Below are 16,653 nucleotides of genomic sequence, written 5' to 3'. Positions count from 1 at the left end.
CGATCGTGCCGATGTTGCAGTGCGGCTTCGTGCGCGCAAACTTCTCTTTGGCCATGGGAGCCTCCGGTTCGATGAGGGATGCGGGCCGAGCCTGCGGTCAGGCCGGCGCCGCGGATGGGTCGTGAGGAAAGGGCTTTAAGCGTACTTGGCGATGACCTTGTCGGCCTCGCCGCGCGGCACTTCCTCGTAATGGTCGAACTGCATCGTGAAGTTCGCGCGGCCCTGGCTGAAGGACCGAAGCTGGTTGACGTAGCCGAACATGTTGGCGAGCGGCACCATCGCGTTGATGACGTTGGCGTTGCCGCGCATGTCTTGGCCCTGGATCTGGCCGCGGCGGGAGTTGAGGTCGCCGATCACCGAGCCGGTATACTCTTCCGGCGAGACGACCTCGACCTTCATCACCGGCTCGAGCAGCACCGAGCCGCCCTTCTGCAGCGCCTCGCGGAGTGCGGCGCGGGACGCGATCTCGAACGCGAGCGCCGAGGAATCCACGTCGTGGTAAGCGCCGTCGATCAGTTCGACCTTGATGTCGACCACCGGGAAGCCGGCGAGCACGCCCGCGCCGAGAACCGAGTTGAGGCCCTTCTCGACGCCGGGGATGTACTCCTTCGGCACCGCGCCGCCGATCACCTTCGAGGCGAACTCGAAGCCCTTGCCGGGCTCGTTCGGCTCGACCACGAACTTCACCCGCGCGAACTGGCCGGTGCCGCCGGTCTGCTTCTTGTGGGTGTAGTCGATCTCGGTGCGGCGCGTCAGCTTCTCGCGATACGCCACCTGTGGCTGGCCGATGTTGGCGTCGACCTTGTAGGTGCGGCGCAGGATATCGACCTTGATGTCGAGGTGCAGTTCGCCCATCCCGCGCAGGATGGTCTGGCCCGATTCCTGATCGGTCGAGACGCGGAACGACGGGTCCTCGGCCGCGAGCTTGGCCAGCGCGATGCCGAGCTTCTCCTGGTCGGCCTTCGACTTCGGCTCGACGGCGATCTCGATCACCGGCTCGGGGAACTCCATCTTCTCCAGGATCACCACCTTGACCGGATCCGACAGCGTATCGCCGGTGCGGGTGTCCTTGAGGCCGGCGAGCGCCACGATGTCGCCGGCGAACGCTTCCTTCACGTCCTCGCGGTTGTTGGCGTGCATCAGCAGCATGCGGCCGACGCGCTCCTTCTTGTCGCGCGAGGAGTTGAGCACGTTGGCGCCCGACTCGATCTTGCCCGAATACACGCGGCAGAAGGTAATCGTGCCGACGTGGGGATCGTCCATGATCTTGAACGCGAGCATGGAGAACGGATCGCTGTCGGTCGGGTGCCGGACGGTCTCCTCCTCGGTCTTGAAGTCGATGCCCTTGATCTCGCCGCGATCGGCCGGGGACGGCAGGTAATCGACCACCGCGTCGAGGAGCGGCTGGACGCCCTTGTTCTTGAACGCCGAGCCGCACAGCACCGGGTGGAAGGCGCGGCGCTGCACGGCGGTGCGCACGAGGCGGCGCATCGTCGCCTCGTCCGGCTCGACGCCGTCGAGGTAGGTCGACATGGCCTCGTCGTCCATCTCGACGCAGGCCTCGACGAGCTTGATGCGGTATTCGGCGGCCTGATCCACGAGGTCGGCGGGGATCTCCTGTTCGGAGAAGTCCGCGCCTAGCATCTCGCTCGTCCACACCACCGCCTTCATCTTGATGAGATCGATGATGCCGGTGAAGTTGGTCTCCGAGCCGATCGGAAGCTGCAGGCACACCGGCTTGCCGGCGACGCGATCGATGATGTCGGCCACGCACTTGAAGAAGTCCGCGCCGATCTTGTCCATCTTGTTGACGAACACGACGCGCGGCACGTCGTACTTGTCGGCCTGGCGCCACACGGTCTCGGTCTGCGGCTCGACGCCCTGGTTGCCGTCGAGCACGCACACGGCGCCGTCGAGCACGCGCAACGAACGCTCGACCTCGATGGTGAAGTCGACGTGGCCGGGCGTGTCGATGATGTTCAGGCGCTTCTCGCGCCAGAAGCAGGTGGTCGCCGCCGACGTGATCGTGATGCCGCGCTCCTGCTCCTGCTCCATCCAGTCCATGGTCGCGGCGCCGTCGTGGACTTCGCCGATCTTGTGGGACTTGCCGGTGTAGTAGAGGATCCGCTCCGTGGTCGTGGTCTTGCCGGCATCGATGTGGGCCATGATGCCGAAGTTGCGGTAGTCCTCGATCGCGTGGGTGCGGGGCATCGGGATCTCTCCGAAAGGGGCGTTGCGGCCGCTTACCAGCGGTAGTGCGAGAAGGCGCGGTTGGCTTCCGCCATCCGGTGCGTGTCTTCCCGCTTCTTGACGGCGTTGCCGCGGTTGTTGGCGGCGTCGAGGAACTCGCCCGAGAGCCGCTCGATCATCGTGCGGTCGTTGCGCCCGCGCGCCGCCTGGATCAGCCAGCGGATCGCCAGCGCCTGCCGGCGCTCGGTGCGCACCTCGACCGGCACTTGGTAGGTCGCACCGCCCACGCGGCGGGAGCGGACCTCGATCATCGGCGCCACGTTGTCCAGGGCTGCGCGAAAAACCTCGATCGGGTTGGCGCGGGCGCGGGTCTCGACGATCTCGAAGGCGCCGTATACGATGCGCTCGGCGACCGACTTCTTGCCCTCGTACATGATCGAGTTCATGAACTTGGTCAGGACGACGTCGCCGTACTTGGCGTCGGGGATGATCTCACGCTTCTCGGCGGAATGGCGACGGGACATCTCTTGGCACTTCCGGAATATAAAGGACTCGAGCACCCCGCGCAGGTCGCCTTGAGCATCTTCGAGAAGAGCCGGCGACATCCTTACGAGGCAGTGGAAACGACGCGCCGTCCGAGCAAAGCGCCCGGACGGGAAACCCCTACTTCGGCCGCTTGGCGCCGTACTTGGAACGGCGCTGCTTACGGTTCTTGACCCCTTGCGTGTCGAGGACGCCGCGCAGGATGTGGTAGCGTACGCCCGGCAGGTCCTTCACGCGGCCGCCGCGGATCATCACCACGGAATGCTCCTGAAGGTTGTGGCCCTCGCCGGGGATGTAGCCGATCACCTCGAAGCCGTTGGTCAGGCGCACCTTAGCGACCTTGCGCAGCGCCGAGTTCGGCTTCTTCGGCGTCGTCGTGTAGACGCGGGTGCAGACGCCGCGCTTCTGCGGGCAGGCGTTGAGCGCCGGCACCTTGTTGCGGCTCCGCTGGATCTTCCGCGGCTGCGCGATCAGCTGGTTGATCGTCGGCATCCTGTGCCCTCTTCCTCCGGATCGCGGTGGCGCGCGATCCCATGCGACTTGGAACGTGGCCCCTCTCGGAGCCGCTCACGGCCTCCCGGAGGAAGAACCGCAAAACGAATATGCGCCAGGGGTCGGCGAGGACCCTTGGCGCGCTGTCGGCAGAGGAGCACCCCTGATAGGCGCGCTCGTACCTACTGATCTGACGGTGACGCCAGGCGATGTGAGCCTTCGACGGTGGTTCGGCGCGTCGTCGACGAATCGAGCCTGCGCTCGTCCTCGTCAGCAGCCCCCGGGCCGTCCGAAGTGGCGCGCTTCTAGCCGCCATCCGGCAGCGGGTCAATGGTTTGGGCGCGATAATCCGAGGCCCCGACGACCGGTTAAGGTTTTATGGACGGCGGCGATGTCCCGGAACGGTCGCCGCCTCCGTCGCCCCCGTAGACGCGGATGCCTCATGCGCCGGCCCGGTCCGGGATAGGGCGGTGCGGAATATGTTCTTAGGTGCCGTCCGCCGTCGGTCCACGCGCCGCGTACCGGATCGTCGCAGGAACCGGGGCGTAGGCCCGTCATCGCTCACCAAAGATTAAACCGGTTCGTCGAATGCTGCCCATCGTCGGGGACGCGGCGGTCGCGGCCTTGGCGGCGAGGGTGATGCGTATGGGTAGCATTTCGGGTGCGGCTGAGAACGTCGTCCCCTTCCGGCGGATCGCCGCCGCGGGCCGGCCGCTGCCCTGCGACGGCGGCGTCCGCGAGGAGCAGGCCCGGCGCCGCTCCGAGCAGCGCGCGCTGATGGATGCGGTCTACGCCACCGGTATCCTCGCGGTGGCTGCGGGCGACCGCGAGACCAAGCTCGTCGCCGCCCGCCTCCAGGTCTACGGCTTCCTCACCGTCGAGGAGGTCCAGGCCGACGGCGCGCCGCGGCGCCTGCGCCCCTCCGAGGCGATCCGGGCGCGGGCGGAGCGCCCGTGGCGCCTGTCGAAGCCCGCCTATGCCGGCGTCGCGGTGACCATCCCGGCCATCGACGACTTCCTGTTCGAGCCGACGGGTTTTTCCGCCTGACGGGACTTCCCCTGCCGGCGGCCTCCGCCCTCGATCGTCGACGGCGCCCGGACCCCGGTCCGTACCCGCCGTTCGCGGGCCGAGCGGATATGCGACAAGGCGCGCCGCCCTGCCGGGCCGACGCGCCTTGTCTGCTGTGGCGGCTCTTGTGTGCGGTGATGCGGAGCCTATGCCTCGCCCTCGTCGAGGTCGTCGTCGGTGGGCTTGGCGTTCTCCAGGATCTTGTCGGCCACGAGCCCGGAATTCTGCCGGATCGAAGCCTCGATCTTCCCCGCGACCTCGGGGTTGTCGCGCAGGAACCCCTTGGAGTTCTCGCGGCCCTGGCCGAGGCGCTGGCTGTTGTAGGAGAACCAGGCGCCGGACTTCTCGACAATGCCGGCCTTGACGCCGAGGTCGATCAGCTCGCCGACCTTCGACACGCCCTCGCCGAACATGATGTCGAACTCGACCTGCTTGAACGGCGGCGCGACCTTGTTCTTGACGACCTTGACGCGGACCTGGTTGCCGATCGCCTCGTCGCGGTCCTTCAGGGTCGAGATGCGGCGGATGTCGAGACGAACGGAGGCGTAGAACTTCAGGGCGTTGCCGCCGGTCGTCGTCTCGGGGCTGCCGTACATCACGCCGATCTTCATCCGGATCTGGTTGATGAAGATCACCATGCACTTCGAGCGCGAGATCGAGCCGGTGAGCTTGCGCAGGGCCTGGCTCATCAGGCGCGCCTGGAGGCCGGGCTGGCTGTCGCCCATCTCGCCCTCGATCTCGGCCCGCGGCGTGAGCGCGGCCACCGAATCGATCACCAGCACGTCGATCGCGCCGGAGCGGACGAGGGTGTCGGTGATCTCCAGCGCCTGCTCGCCGGTGTCGGGCTGCGAGATCAGCAGATCGTCGAGCTGGACGCCGAGCTTGCGCGCGTAGACCGGATCGAGCGCGTGCTCGGCATCGACGAAGGCGCAGACGCCGCCCTTCTTCTGGGCCTCGGCGATGGTGTGCAGCGCCAGCGTGGTCTTGCCCGAGGATTCCGGCCCGTAGATCTCGATGACGCGGCCCCGCGGCAGGCCGCCGACGCCGAGCGCGATGTCGAGGCCGATCGAGCCGGTGGAGACGGTCTCGACCTCCGCCACCTTGTCGTTCTTGCCGAGCCGCATAATCGAGCCCTTGCCGAAGGCCCGTTCGATCTGGGACAGCGCGGCGTCGATCGCCTTCGCCTTGTCCTTGTCCACCATGCTCGGGGTTTCCACCACTTTCAGTGCGGCCTGGGCCATCGCGCGGCATCCTTATGCAGGGGTTGGGCGCCGTTCTCAATGCGCCCCCGATCGCCGGTCGATGTACCCTATTTGTTCTCATCGAACAAGGCCGTCGCGCAGCACACGGCGGGATATCCCGCCGGCGTCCCCGGCCCGGCTCAGGGCTCGGCCATCGTCGCCTTCACGGTCTCCACGAGCTGCTTCAGGCTGAAGGGCTTGGGCAGGAAGTTGAAGGTCTCGCCCTCGGGCAGGTTCTTGCGGAACGCGTCCTCGGCGTAGCCTGAGACGAAGATCACCTTGAGGTCCGGCAGGTGCTTGCGGATCTCGCGCAGCAGGGTCGGGCCGTCCATCTCCGGCATCACCACGTCGGACACGACGAGGTCGATCTCGTGGCCGCCCTCGCGCACGATGTGGAGGGCATCGATGCCGGAGGCGGCCTCCAGCACGGTGTAGCCGCGGGCCGACAGCGCGCGGCTGTTGACGGCGCGCACCGGGTCCTCGTCCTCGACGAGCAGGATCACCCCCTGCCCGGTATGGTCGGCCGAGGGTTTTCGTGGCGGCGCCTTCGGCGGTTCGCCGACGAGGACGAAGGTGTCGGACGGCGTCGCGTCCGGGGCCGGGACCGGAGCCTGCGCGGTTCCGGCCGCGGGCGGGGCCGGGAGCGCCGGGGCCGGCTCGGGGAGCGCGGCCGGCTCGTGGCGCGGCAGGTAGATGCGGAAGCTCGTGCCCTCCCCCATCGTCGAGCGCACGTCGATGGTGCCGCCGGACTGCTTGACGATGCCGAATACCGTCGAGAGGCCTAGGCCCGTGCCCTTGCCGATCTCCTTGGTGGTGAAGAACGGCTCGAAGATCTTCTCCATCAGCTCGGGTGGGATGCCCTCGCCGGTGTCGAGCACCTCGATCAGCACGTGGTCGCCGGCCGGCGCGCCGCCGCGCCCGTCGGGCTTGGCCGCGGGGCCGGGATCGAGCACGTTGGCGGTGCGGATCAGCAGGCGCCCGCCGCCGGGCATCGCGTCGCGGGCGTTGACAGCGAGGTTCACGATCACCTGCTCGAACTGGTTCACGTCGGCCTTGACCGGCCAGATGTCGCGCCCGTGCTTGAGGTCGAGCCCGACGCGCTCGCCGAGCAGGCGCTTGAGCAGCAGCGTCAGCTCGGAGAGCGCCTCGCCGACGTTCATCACCTCCGGGCGGAGCGTCTGGCGCCGCGAGAACGCCAGGAGCTGGCGCACGAGGCCCGCCGCCCGGTTGGCGTTCTGCTTGATCTGCATGATGTCCTGGAAGGCGGGGTCGGTCGGCTTGTGGCTCGTCAGCAGCAGGTCGGAATAGCCGATGATCGCCTGGAGGACGTTGTTGAAGTCGTGCGCGATGCCGCCGGCGAGCTGGCCGACGGTGTCCATCTTCTGCGTCTGCGCGACCTGCTGCTCGAGCTGGCGCTGGGCCGTGGTGTCCAGCGCGTAGAGGATCACGTGCTCGCGGTCGGCCTCGTCCAGCGCCCGGCCGGGGGCGCCCTCCCCGCCCGCCGGGCTGAGCCAGACCCGGGCCGAGCGGTTGGCGGCGCCCTTCAGCGCCACCTCGATCGGCTCGATCTCGACGAAGCTGGTCGCCGCCTTGGCGAGCGCCGCATCGAGGGCGGCGCGGTCGCGCTCGGCCACCGAATCGCCCATGTTCGGCTCGTCCGTCCCCCCCGGCGCGCCCTCCACCGCGTGCCGCGGCAGCGTGCCGAACAGGCGCGCGAAGGAGGCGTTGGCCCGGCCGATCCGGCCGGTGCGGTCGAGCGTGGCGATGGCGATCGGCGAGTTGTTGAGGAAGCGCGCGAGCCGCACTTCCGCCGCGCGCTGCGGCTCATCGCTCTCCGCGCCGGGCGAGCGGTTGATGACGAAGGTGCGCGAAGGGCCGGGCTTGCCGTCCTTGCCGAAGGCGACGCGGTGGTAGAGCCGCGCGGGCATCGGGTGGCCGTTGCGGCGGCGCAGGTCCAGGTCGAAGCGGTCGGTGCGGACCTCGCCGGGCAGGCCCGCGGCCTGCGTCAGCACGTCGGCGGCGGGCGCGATCTCCGAGATGTGCGGGCCGCCGGGGCCGACCACCGCGAGGTCGTAGCCGAGCCAGGCCGCCAGCGTCGCGTTCATGTAGACGATGCTGCCCGCCGGATCGATCGAGAGGAAGCCGGCGGGCGCGTGGTCGAGATAGTCGATCGCGTGCTGGAGTTCCTGGAAGACGTTCTCCTGGCGCTCGCGCTCGGCGGTGATGTCGCTGACGGTCCAGAGCGAGGCGGCCCGCCCCGGCCGCGGCAGCGGGCGGACCTGGATGCGGTACCACGCGAAGTCGCGGTCGGCGGCGCCGGCCGAGGGCGGCGGCGACATCCGCACCTCCTCGGTATGGCTGCGCCCGTCGCGCGCGCCCTGCGACAGGCGGTAGACCGCCTCCGACACTTCCGGCGCGCCGACGAAGATCCGCTCGACCGAGCGCAGCGTCGAGAAGCTGTCCCCGCCCGCGACCTGGAGATACGCTTGGTTGGCGTAGATCAGCCGGCCGCCCTCCTCGACCACGACGGTGGCCTCGGGCGCCGCGTCGACGATCGCCTTGGTGATGTCGTCGCGGCCAGTCTGACCGGTGAGCTGGATCACGCCAATCGCCATCGCGAACAGGAAGAACACCCCGGCCATGGCGAGCAGCGCGAGCAGCCAGATGATCAGCGACTGCGCCTGCTCGTTGGCCACGAACGACAGCCCGATCGCCGCCCCGACCAGCAGGCCCGCCAGCACGAGGAGCAGCCCGACCCGGCCCGGCCGTTCAGACCGGTCGATCGAGCCCGTGCCGGGGGCCGTGGGTCCGTTCAACTCAGCCATCGGGCCATCAATCCAGAAACCAAGGACCGGTTAAGCCCGCGGGCCGCGGGACGGCAAGGTCGTTCTCGCGCAGGCAAGGTCGTTCGCGCAGGCAAGGTCGTTTGGGCAAGGTCGTTTGGGCAAGGTCGTTTGGGCAAGGTCGTTTGGGCAAGGGCGTTCTCGCGCCGGCGCCGGAGGAGCCTGGCGACAGAAGATGGAGAAACCGTGCCGTGCGGCGGGCTGCGGCGGACGCCCCCTTCCCGCCCCCGCGAAGGGAGAGGCGCGCATCACGCCGCGCGGCGGCGCAGGCGCATGACGAAGCCGATCACCTCGGCGACCGCCTTGTAGTGCTCGGCCGGCACCTCCTCGTCGATCTCGACGGTGGCGTGCAGCGCGCGCGCCAGCGGCGGGTTCTCCAGCACCGGCACGTCGTGGGCCTTGGCCATCTCGCGGATGCGCAATGCCAGCGAATCGACGCCCTTGGCGACGCAGACGGGCGCCCCCATCCCGGCCTCGTAGCGCAGGGCCACGGCGTAGTGCGTCGGGTTGGTGACGATGACGGTCGCGGTCGGCACCGCGGCCATCATCCGCTTCTTCACGCGCTGCATCCGGATCTGCTTCATCCGGCCCTTCACTTCGGGGTTGCCGTCCGATTCCTTCATCTCCTGCTTCATCTCCTCCTTGGACATGCGCAGGCGCTGGCGCCAGCGGTAGCGTTGGTACAGGGCGTCGGCCATGGTGATCGCGAGGTGGATCGCGAGCACCCCGCCGAGCAGCTTCAGGCTGATCCCGAGGATCGCCGCGAGGCAGGCCGCCGGGTCGAGGCGGGCGAAGACCTCGAGCCGGTCGCGGTCGCGCCACAGCACGGTGCCGACGACCACGCCGACGACCGCCATCTTGGCGAGCCCCTTGCCGAACTGGAACAACGCCTCGATCCCGAAGATGCGCTTGACACCGGCCATCGGCGAGATGCGGTCGAACTTCGGCCCGAGCGTCTTGGTCGTGAACACCGGCGGGTGCTGCAGCAGGCCCGCCGCGAGGCCCGCCACCGCCACGAGGCCGACCGGGACGGCGAGCGCCTGGAACCAGATCGTCAGGCCGCGCCCCGCGACGCCGGCCATGGCGTGGGCGTCGTCGGGCACGGCGTGGGCGTTCATCAGGAAGCCGCGCATCTCGGCGAGCAGGGCGCGCGCGATGCCGGGCGCGGCGATCATCAGGGCCAGGGTGAAGGCGCCGAGGATCGCGAAGGTGTTGATCTCGGTGCTGGTGGCGACGTTGCCGTCCTCGATCGCCTGATCGAGCCGCCGCTGGGTCGGCTCCTCGGTCTTGTCCTCCTGCTCGGCGCCCTCTGCCATGTCTGGTCAATGGCTCCGAAGGGGGGCTGGACGGAGGAGCGACCCGGACGAAGAGGGGCAGGATGAGGTAAGCCGTATGAGCGTACGATTGCTCGTACCGGAGAGGAAGGCGCACGAAGCCGCCGTCACCGCCCGGTGAAGTCCAGCAGGTACCGGCCGAGGTCGTCCAGGAACACGCTCATCATCACGCCGAGCGAGCCGAACAGGATCAGCATGCCGATCAGCACCGAGGCCGGCACCGCGACGAAGAACACCTGCAACTGCGGCATCAGCCGCGACAGCACGCCGAGGCCGAGGTTGAACAGGATGCCGAAGGCGACGAACGGCGCGGCGATCTGCACGCCGAGCGCGAAACCGCGGGCGAGCGCCTTCAGAGCCAGCATCGCGGCGTCGCCGAAGGCCGGCAGCACCTGCGGCGGCAGCACCGCGTAGCTGCGCCCGAGCGCGTCGAGCGCCACGTGGTGCAGGTCGGCGGCCAGGATCAGCGTGATCCCGAGCAAGGACAGGAAGTTGCCGAGCGCCGGCTGCTGGCCGCCCTGGGCCGGGTCGACGGTCATCGCGTAGGACAGGCCGAGCTGCTGCGAGACGATCAACCCCGCGGTCTGGAGGGCTGCGAGCACCATCCGCACGCTCAGCCCGAGCACCAGCCCGACCAGCGTCTCGGAGAACAGCAGCCCGATCAGCCGCGGCCCGGCGAGCGCGTCGGTCCCGACCGCGAGCAGCGGGCGCGCCGTCGGGAACAGCACCAGCGACACCAGCAGCGCGAAGGACAGCCGGATGCGTGGCGAGACCGCCTGCTCGCCGACCCCCGGCATCAGCATGATCAGCGTGCCGACGCGGGCGAAGGTCAGCAGGTAGGCCGCCGCGATCCCGGGCAGGAGCAGGTTCATGCCGCGTCATAGCAGGCTTCCGTCCCGCTCCGCTCACTGGCCCGACGCGATGCGGGCGGCGATGCGGGTCATGTAGCCGGCGAGCGCGTCGCCCATGAACGGCAGCATCAGCAGCATCGCGGCAAACACCGCGACGATCTTGGGCACGTAGATCAGGGTCTGCTCCTGGATCTGCGTCAGCGCCTGGACCAGCGACACCACGAGCCCGACGGCGAGCGCCACCAGCATCAGCGGCCCGGCGACCTTGAGGAACACGAAGATGCCGTCGCGCGCGACGTCGAGGATGGCGAGGCCGGTCATGGGCTGGAACTGACTCGCGAGGTTGTGGATGGAGCGCGGCGCCTCTTCCCTCCCCCCTTTGCGGGGGAGGGTGGCCCGCGAGTTAAGTCGGGAGAGGGGAGCGACGGTGCCGGATACGGCGCTCCCCTCTCCCGACCCTCGCTCACGCGAGGGCCACCCTCTCCCGCAGGGGGGAGCGGGATGATGCGGAGCCTCAGATCTGCATCCGCATGATCTCCTCGTAGGCCGAGATCATGCGGTCGCGGACCGCGACCATGGTCTGCAGGGCGGTCTCGCTCTCGGCGACCGCGGTCACCACGTCGACGACGTTGGCCTTGCCGGCGGCCACCGACAGCGCCTGCGCGTCGGCCTTGCGGCCGGCATCGCCGACGCCGTCGAGCGCCTGGCCGAGGAGCTGCGTGAAGTCGCTGCCGGTGCCTTGCGCCGGCTGGACCTTCGGCGCGCCCTTGAGCCCGCCGACGTTCTGGACGGCGGCGTAGGCGCCGGCCGCGAAGTTGCTGCTGGCCATGATCGCCTACTTCAGGATTTCGAGGGTGCGGGCGATCATCCTGCGCGTGGCGGTGACCATGTTGAGGTTCGCCTCGTAGGAGCGTTGGGCCTCGCGCATGTCCATGTTCTCGATGAGCGCGTTGACGTTGGGCATGCGCACCTCGCCCCTGGCGTCGGCGGCCGGGTTGCCCGGATCGTACTTGGTGCGGAAGGCGGTGGGGTCCCGGCGCACGCGCCCCGCCTCGACGAGGCTCGCCCCGGTCTCGCGGTCGACGTGGCTGGTGAAGGTCGGGATCTTGCGCCGGTAGGGCTCGGCGCCCGGGCTCGGGCCCGCGGAATCGGCGTTGGCGATGTTCTCGGCGATGATCCGCATGCGCCCGGACTGCGCCTTGAGGCCGGCGGCGGCGATCGAGAGCGACTTGGTGAAATCCATGGCTCAATGCTTCCGTCTCAGGGGTCGGCCTCCGGTTCACTTCTTGCCGACGGCGATCTTCAGGGCGTCGAGGCTCTTCTGATACATCGAGGCGGCGAGCTGGTAGTCCGACTGGTTGTCGCCGGACTTCATCATCTCCTCCTCGAGGTTGACGCCGTTGCCGCTCGGGCGGATCTCGAAGCCCTTGACCCGGCGCGGGTCGGCGCCGATCCCGGTGTCGCCCGCGGTGGCGATGTGCCCGGTGCTGGTCAGCGCCAGCTCGACGCCCGAGGCCGCGCCAGCCCCGGTCGCCCGGTCGAAGCTCGGCTGCGCGAGGTCGCGCGGGCGGAACCCCGGCATGTCGGCGTTGGCGACGTTCTCGGCGAGAAGCTTCTGGCGCGCCTGATGCCACTGCATCCTGGTGCGGAGCATTCCGAGCAGCGGCATGTCGGTGACGGCCACGGGTGCTGCTCCGGTTGATGCGGGCCGGCATCGGCCGCCCGGCAAAATCTGCCGGGTTCGTGGTTAACGCGGGGTTAAGGTCGGGGCGGGGAAGGGCCGTTCCGAGGCGTGCGCCCCGGCACCGCCGGTGCGGCGTGCCGCACGCAGGATCGCGCAGGCTCGGCAGGAAGCAGGACGATGCGCGCACTCGGGACCACGCTGGTGATCCTCGTCCTGGCCGGCGCCGGTTCGCCCACGCTCGCATGCGATCAGGGAACGGTTCGGACGCAACCGGGCAAGGCCGCCACGACGCCGACCACCGGCTACACCAGGGAACGCTGCTGGCCGAGCGCGGTCAGGCCGTCGCCGGCCCTTGGAGCGCCGGCCCTTGGAGCGCCGGGCAAGGCCGCCGGCAAGCACCGGAAGGCACGCGGCCGGTTCCCTGTCGGCGTCGGCTTCTGAGGGCGTGTCTGAGCGTTCGGGCCTCGGATGGCATGGTCGTCGTACCGACCTCGCGGGGCCCGGGTGGACGCTCCGGGACCGTGCCGAGGAACGCCCTCGGCGCGGGCATCGTAAGCTGCTGCGTTAACTACGAAATCGAAAACTGCCTGTTAACGAGGACTTAACGATGATTGCCCGCCGGGCGGGCGGCCGTGATAGTGAAACCCTGGTGTTGCGTAGGGCCCGCCCGGGCTCCTGAAGAACGAGAGTTTCGGCCGTGCAATGGTTGCAGTCCGTGTTCGGGTCTGACGGCTCCCCGATCGTGCAGTACGTCAGCATCTTCGCCGTGATCTTCGCGGTGCTGACGGTGATCGTGCTGGTGGTGCGCCGCCTCGGCGGCGGGGGGCTCGCTGCGGCCCGCGGCGGCGGGACGCGCGGGCGCCAGCCCCGGCTCGGCATCGTCGACGTGTACGAGCTCGACCGGCAGCGCCAGCTCATCCTGCTCCGGCGCGACAACGTCGAGCACCTGCTGCTGGTCGGCGGCCCCAACGACGTGGTGATCGAGCGGCACATCCAGCGCGGCCAGCGCGACCCGTCGCTCCGGCCCGAGGCCATGGCCGAGCCGCTGCCGGACACGGTCCCCGAGCCCGCGCCGTTTCCGGGCCTGGACGGGCGAGGGCCGGAGGCGGCGTTCCAGCCGTTCTCGATGCCGGTGGTGCTCGCGCCGGCCGCGCCGGGCTCCGCCGCCGCCCCGCCGGTGACCCGTCCCCTCGATGTCGGTGCCCTCGACGCAGGTGCCCTCGATGCGGCCGATGCGGGCGCCGAGCGGCCGGCCGAGGCGATCGTCACCGGCCCCCGCCCCGAGGCCGTGGGACGGCGCGCGCTGCGCCGGACCACGCCGCCGCCGGTCGATCCACGCCCGGACGCCGCCCCCGAGCCCCCGCGCCTCGCGCCCGCGCCTCCCGAGACGACCGCCCCGAGCCCCGCCATCCCCGGCGGCGCGATGCCGCCGATGCCGCCATCCGAGCGGCGCGCGGTCGATCCCGCCATCCTGTCCGACATGGCGCGCCAACTGGAGGCGGCGCTCGCCCGCCCCGCCTCGGCGGTGACGCCGCCGCCGGCCGCGCGTCCGACACCGCCGAAGGCGGAGCGCACGGCCACCGCGACCGATCCGATGGCCGCGGCCCCCGCCGTCGCCCCGCCCTCGCGCGACGAGAAGCCCGACGACGCCCTGTTCGAGGAGCCGGCGCCGCCGGCCGCACCGCCGACGCCCGCGCCGTTCCTGCCCGCGCTGCCGCAGTCGAAGCCCGTCGAAGCGCCGCTTCCCGTGCCCCCGCCGCCGCAATCCGCCGCGTCCGCCCCGGTCGAGGCGCCCGAGCCGCAACCGCGGCCGACCGCCGAGCAGGCGCGGACGGAGCCGCCGCGGGCGGTGGAGGCGCCCCGCGATCCACCGCCGCCGGGACCGAAACCGGCCGCGAACCCGTTCTCGGTGGAGGAGATCGAGGCCGAGTTCGCGCGGCTCCTCGGCCGTCCCCTCGACAAGCGGAGCTGAGCGCTCGCGCGGGGACGACGCGGCGGCGGCCGAGACCCGCCCCGTGCCGACCCCTCTACACGGCCTTGCGCAGCGTCTCGGGCATCAGGAGCACGGCGAGGAAGCTGATCGCTGCGGTGGCGGCAAGGTAGGCGCCGACCCAGGCGATCCCGCCCCACTCGACGAGGCGCTGGGCGAGGTAGGGTGCGCCGGACGCGCCGAGGATGCCGGCGAGGTTGTAGCTCACCGAGGCGCCCGTATAGCGCACGCGGGTCGGGAACAGCTCCGGCAGGACCGCGCCCATCGGCCCGAAGATCCAGCCCATCGTGAACAGGCTGAGGCAGAGGAAGCCGAGCACCACCGCGCCCGAGCCCGAGCCGAGCATCGGCCCGATCAGGCCCCCGAGCAGCAGCGTCACGACCATGCCGGACAGGAGAACCGGCCGTCGCCCGAAGCGGTCGGCGTTCGCCCCCGAGAGCACGATGCCGAGCGCCATGAAGCAGACGGCGATGCACTCGAACAGCAGGAAGGTCGGGCGGTCGTACTTGAGCGTCCCGGTGCCGTAGCCGAGCGCGAACACGGTCGAGATGTAGAACACGGCGTAGACCGCCACCATCGCGAAGGTGCCGACCAGGAGCGCGCGGCCGTGGCCGGTGATCATCGCGGCGAACGGCACCCGCTCGGGCGCGGCCTGGCTCAGCGCGGCCTCGAAGGCGGGCGTCTCGGTGAGCTTCAGCCGGACGTAGAGCCCGACGCCGACCAGCGCGGCCGAGGCCAGGAACGGCAGCCGCCAGCCCCAGGCCTGGAAGCTCTGGGCATCGAGGCCGAAGCTCAGCGCGAGGAAGCTGGTGTTGGCCAGGATGAAGCCCACCGGCGCGCCGAGCTGCGGGAAGATGCCGTACCACGCGCGCCGGCCCGGCGGCGCGTTCTCGACGGCCAGCAACGCCGCCCCGCCCCACTCGCCGCCGAAGCCGATGCCCTGGCCGCAGCGCAGGAGGCAGAGCGCCGCCGGCGCCCACCAGCCCACGGCGGCGTAGGTCGGCAGGCAGCCGATCAGCACCGTCGAGAGGCCCATGATCAGAAGCGAGGCCACCAGCGTCGCCTTGCGCCCGACCCGGTCGCCGAAATGCCCGAACAGCGCCGCGCCCACCGGCCGCGCCAGGAACGCGATCGCGAAGGTCGCGAACGCGCTGAGCTGCTGCACGCCGGGCTCGCCCGCCGGGAAGAACACCGGCCCGATCACCAGGGCGGTCGCCGTGGCGTAGATGTAGAAGTCGAAGAACTCGATCGCCGTGCCGACGAAGCTCGCCGCGAGGATGCGGCGGGCGGACAGGGCGGGCGGCGGCGTGGTCTGGAGCATGGGCGTGCAGGATCGTGCGAATCGGGTGCGCCCCGGTTAGTGCACGCCGCGACGTTTGCCCAGGACGTTGTCGATCCTCCGGGCACGATCGTCGCCCGCCTCAATCCGTGCCAGCCGGCTCGTTTTTTGTGCGGCGCAACCAAAGCTGCGCCGCCGTCGAGCCCATTCCCGCGGAACGCCCCGCCTTCGGGCGACCCGCATCCGCGTGCGGGCGCCCTGGCACGGAACGTGCTCGCGCAGCTCCGTCCGTCAATGGCGACGGCACCGCCTCCGCCAGCAGCGCCGCTGACGTGATCCACGCCGTCCTGGGACATCCATGGGTGGCGGGTCGCGTCGACGCGCGGATCGGCGGGTTCCGGCGTGCTCGCGCTTCAGGATGCTGTCACAGATGCGAAACGACGCCCCGAAATCCTCCCTCGCCGCCTCCGCCGGCGCGAACACGCGCCGCGACCTGCTGAAGGGTGCAGCCGGCGCCCTGTCGCTCGCCGCCGCCGCGCGTGTCGCGCTTCCGGGCGGCGCCTTCGCGCAAGGGGCGGGGCCTGAGGTGAAGGGGGCCAAGCTCGGCTTCATCGCGCTGACCGATGCCGGCCCGCTGTTCGTGGCCAAGGAGAAGGGGTTCTTCGCGCGCCACGGCATGCCCGACGTGGAGGTGCTCAAGCAGGCCTCGTGGGGCACGACGCGCGACAACCTCGTGCTCGGCTCCGAGGGCAATGGCATCGACGGCGCGCACATCCTCACGCCGATGCCCTACCTGATCTCGGCCGGAAAGGTGACGCAGAACAACGTCCCCGTGCCGATGAACATCCTGGCGCGGCTCAACACCAACGGCCAGTGCATCTCGGTCGCCAAGGAATACCTCGACCAGAAGGTCGGCCTCGACGCCAAGGTGTTCAAGGCGGCCATCGAGAAGAAGAAGGCGTCGGGCAAGTCGGTGAAGGCGGCGATGACCTTCCCCGGCGGCACCCACGACCTCTGGATCCGCTACTGGCTGGCGGCCGGCGGCATCGACCCCGACAAGGACATCGAGACCATCGTCGTGCCGCCGCCGCAGATGGTGGCGAACATGAAGGTCGGCACGATGGACTGCTTCTGCGTC

General features: G+C 70.2%; 16 protein-coding genes. 4 read left to right on the top strand and 12 right to left on the bottom strand.

What is annotated here, in order from left to right:
• Positions 1 to 135 precede the first annotated feature (135 nt).
• From fusA to rpsL, 3 genes are all read right to left on the bottom strand, one after another.
• On the bottom strand, positions 136 to 2,211 hold the full coding sequence (fusA, locus tag ACFE86_RS15130) for an elongation factor G (protein WP_375456151.1): 2,076 nt from the start codon (positions 2,209 to 2,211) through the stop codon (positions 136 to 138).
• A gap of 32 nt (positions 2,212 to 2,243) precedes the next feature.
• Positions 2,244 to 2,714, bottom strand: a complete 471-nt coding sequence (rpsG, locus tag ACFE86_RS15125) for a 30S ribosomal protein S7 (RefSeq protein WP_375456150.1) — start codon at positions 2,712 to 2,714, stop codon at positions 2,244 to 2,246.
• A 139-nt stretch (positions 2,715 to 2,853) separates the two neighbouring features.
• The gene (rpsL, locus tag ACFE86_RS15120) at positions 2,854 to 3,225 is read right to left on the bottom strand and encodes a 30S ribosomal protein S12 (RefSeq protein ID WP_066927123.1); all 372 of its coding nucleotides are present in this window, start codon (positions 3,223 to 3,225) and stop codon (positions 2,854 to 2,856) included.
• A gap of 645 nt (positions 3,226 to 3,870) precedes the next feature.
• On the opposite strand from rpsL, the gene ACFE86_RS15115 reads away from it, so the two are divergent.
• Entirely contained in the window at positions 3,871 to 4,272 is a 402-nt protein-coding gene (locus ACFE86_RS15115; protein WP_375456149.1) for a hypothetical protein, read from the top strand.
• Between the two features lie 167 nt (positions 4,273 to 4,439).
• On the opposite strand, the gene recA is transcribed toward ACFE86_RS15115, so the two are convergent.
• From recA to flgB, 8 genes are all read right to left on the bottom strand, one after another.
• Positions 4,440 to 5,534 carry a recombinase RecA gene (recA, locus tag ACFE86_RS15110; protein WP_375456148.1) on the bottom strand — a complete coding sequence of 365 codons (1,095 nt, stop codon included), beginning with the start codon at positions 5,532 to 5,534 and terminating at the stop codon, positions 4,440 to 4,442.
• Positions 5,535 to 5,674: 140 nt separating this feature from the next.
• Positions 5,675 to 8,359, bottom strand: coding sequence for a cell cycle histidine kinase CckA (gene cckA, locus ACFE86_RS15105; RefSeq protein WP_375456147.1), 2,685 nt, complete (start codon positions 8,357 to 8,359; stop codon positions 5,675 to 5,677).
• 266 nt (positions 8,360 to 8,625) lie between these two features.
• A complete protein-coding gene (gene flhB / locus ACFE86_RS15100; protein WP_375456146.1) occupies positions 8,626 to 9,693 on the bottom strand; it encodes a flagellar biosynthesis protein FlhB in 1,068 nt (355 codons plus the stop codon).
• Positions 9,694 to 9,818: 125 nt separating this feature from the next.
• The gene (fliR, locus tag ACFE86_RS15095) at positions 9,819 to 10,583 is read right to left on the bottom strand and encodes a flagellar biosynthetic protein FliR (protein WP_375456145.1); all 765 of its coding nucleotides are present in this window, start codon (positions 10,581 to 10,583) and stop codon (positions 9,819 to 9,821) included.
• Between the two features lie 33 nt (positions 10,584 to 10,616).
• The gene (gene fliQ / locus ACFE86_RS15090) at positions 10,617 to 10,883 is read right to left on the bottom strand and encodes a flagellar biosynthesis protein FliQ (RefSeq protein WP_375456144.1); all 267 of its coding nucleotides are present in this window, start codon (positions 10,881 to 10,883) and stop codon (positions 10,617 to 10,619) included.
• Positions 10,884 to 11,076: 193 nt separating this feature from the next.
• The gene (fliE, locus tag ACFE86_RS15085) at positions 11,077 to 11,391 is read right to left on the bottom strand and encodes a flagellar hook-basal body complex protein FliE (protein ID WP_375456143.1); all 315 of its coding nucleotides are present in this window, start codon (positions 11,389 to 11,391) and stop codon (positions 11,077 to 11,079) included.
• A 6-nt stretch (positions 11,392 to 11,397) separates the two neighbouring features.
• Positions 11,398 to 11,805, bottom strand: a complete 408-nt coding sequence (gene flgC / locus ACFE86_RS15080; protein WP_375456142.1) for a flagellar basal body rod protein FlgC — start codon at positions 11,803 to 11,805, stop codon at positions 11,398 to 11,400.
• Between the two features lie 36 nt (positions 11,806 to 11,841).
• Positions 11,842 to 12,246 carry a flagellar basal body rod protein FlgB gene (gene flgB / locus ACFE86_RS15075; protein ID WP_375456141.1) on the bottom strand — a complete coding sequence of 135 codons (405 nt, stop codon included), beginning with the start codon at positions 12,244 to 12,246 and terminating at the stop codon, positions 11,842 to 11,844.
• Positions 12,247 to 12,423: 177 nt separating this feature from the next.
• Here flgB and ACFE86_RS15070 point away from each other — a divergent pair, with 177 nt between their 5' ends.
• Both ACFE86_RS15070 and ACFE86_RS15065 read left to right on the top strand, forming a co-directional pair.
• Positions 12,424 to 12,687 (top strand): hypothetical protein, encoded by a 264-nt coding sequence (locus ACFE86_RS15070; protein WP_375456140.1) that lies wholly within the window; start codon positions 12,424 to 12,426, stop codon positions 12,685 to 12,687.
• 274 nt (positions 12,688 to 12,961) lie between these two features.
• Complete coding sequence (locus tag ACFE86_RS15065) at positions 12,962 to 14,218, top strand: hypothetical protein (RefSeq protein ID WP_375456139.1); 1,257 nt, start codon at positions 12,962 to 12,964, stop codon at positions 14,216 to 14,218.
• A 55-nt stretch (positions 14,219 to 14,273) separates the two neighbouring features.
• On the opposite strand, the gene ACFE86_RS15060 is transcribed toward ACFE86_RS15065, so the two are convergent.
• Positions 14,274 to 15,557 (bottom strand): MFS transporter, encoded by a 1,284-nt coding sequence (locus ACFE86_RS15060; RefSeq protein ID WP_375456138.1) that lies wholly within the window; start codon positions 15,555 to 15,557, stop codon positions 14,274 to 14,276.
• 388 nt (positions 15,558 to 15,945) lie between these two features.
• Here ACFE86_RS15060 and ACFE86_RS15055 point away from each other — a divergent pair.
• Positions 15,946 to 16,653: CmpA/NrtA family ABC transporter substrate-binding protein (locus ACFE86_RS15055; protein WP_375456137.1), on the top strand; the 708-nt coding region annotated here is incomplete at its 3' end.

Origin of the sequence: uncultured Methylobacterium sp. (assembly GCF_964244095.1) — a bacterium.
Lineage (GTDB): Bacteria > Pseudomonadota > Alphaproteobacteria > Rhizobiales > Beijerinckiaceae > Methylobacterium.
Note: the sequence above shows the minus strand (reverse complement) of the source record. Positions and strands in the feature narration are given on the sequence as shown.

Coding starts and splice junctions, on each gene's coding strand:
- ACFE86_RS15070 (WP_375456140.1), top strand. CDS start 12,424: ATGCGCGCACTCGGGACCACGCTGGTGATCCTCGTCCTGGCCGGCGCC.
- fliQ (WP_375456144.1), bottom strand. CDS start 10,883: ATGACCGGCCTCGCCATCCTCGACGTCGCGCGCGACGGCATCTTCGTG.
- cckA (WP_375456147.1), bottom strand. CDS start 8,359: ATGGCTGAGTTGAACGGACCCACGGCCCCCGGCACGGGCTCGATCGAC.
- flhB (WP_375456146.1), bottom strand. CDS start 9,693: ATGGCAGAGGGCGCCGAGCAGGAGGACAAGACCGAGGAGCCGACCCAG.
- fliR (WP_375456145.1), bottom strand. CDS start 10,583: ATGAACCTGCTCCTGCCCGGGATCGCGGCGGCCTACCTGCTGACCTTC.
- recA (WP_375456148.1), bottom strand. CDS start 5,534: ATGGCCCAGGCCGCACTGAAAGTGGTGGAAACCCCGAGCATGGTGGAC.
- flgC (WP_375456142.1), bottom strand. CDS start 11,805: ATGGATTTCACCAAGTCGCTCTCGATCGCCGCCGCCGGCCTCAAGGCG.
- fliE (WP_375456143.1), bottom strand. CDS start 11,391: ATGGCCAGCAGCAACTTCGCGGCCGGCGCCTACGCCGCCGTCCAGAAC.
- fusA (WP_375456151.1), bottom strand. CDS start 2,211: ATGCCCCGCACCCACGCGATCGAGGACTACCGCAACTTCGGCATCATG.
- rpsG (WP_375456150.1), bottom strand. CDS start 2,714: ATGTCCCGTCGCCATTCCGCCGAGAAGCGTGAGATCATCCCCGACGCC.
- ACFE86_RS15060 (WP_375456138.1), bottom strand. CDS start 15,557: ATGCTCCAGACCACGCCGCCGCCCGCCCTGTCCGCCCGCCGCATCCTC.
- rpsL (WP_066927123.1), bottom strand. CDS start 3,225: ATGCCGACGATCAACCAGCTGATCGCGCAGCCGCGGAAGATCCAGCGG.
- ACFE86_RS15115 (WP_375456149.1), top strand. CDS start 3,871: ATGGGTAGCATTTCGGGTGCGGCTGAGAACGTCGTCCCCTTCCGGCGG.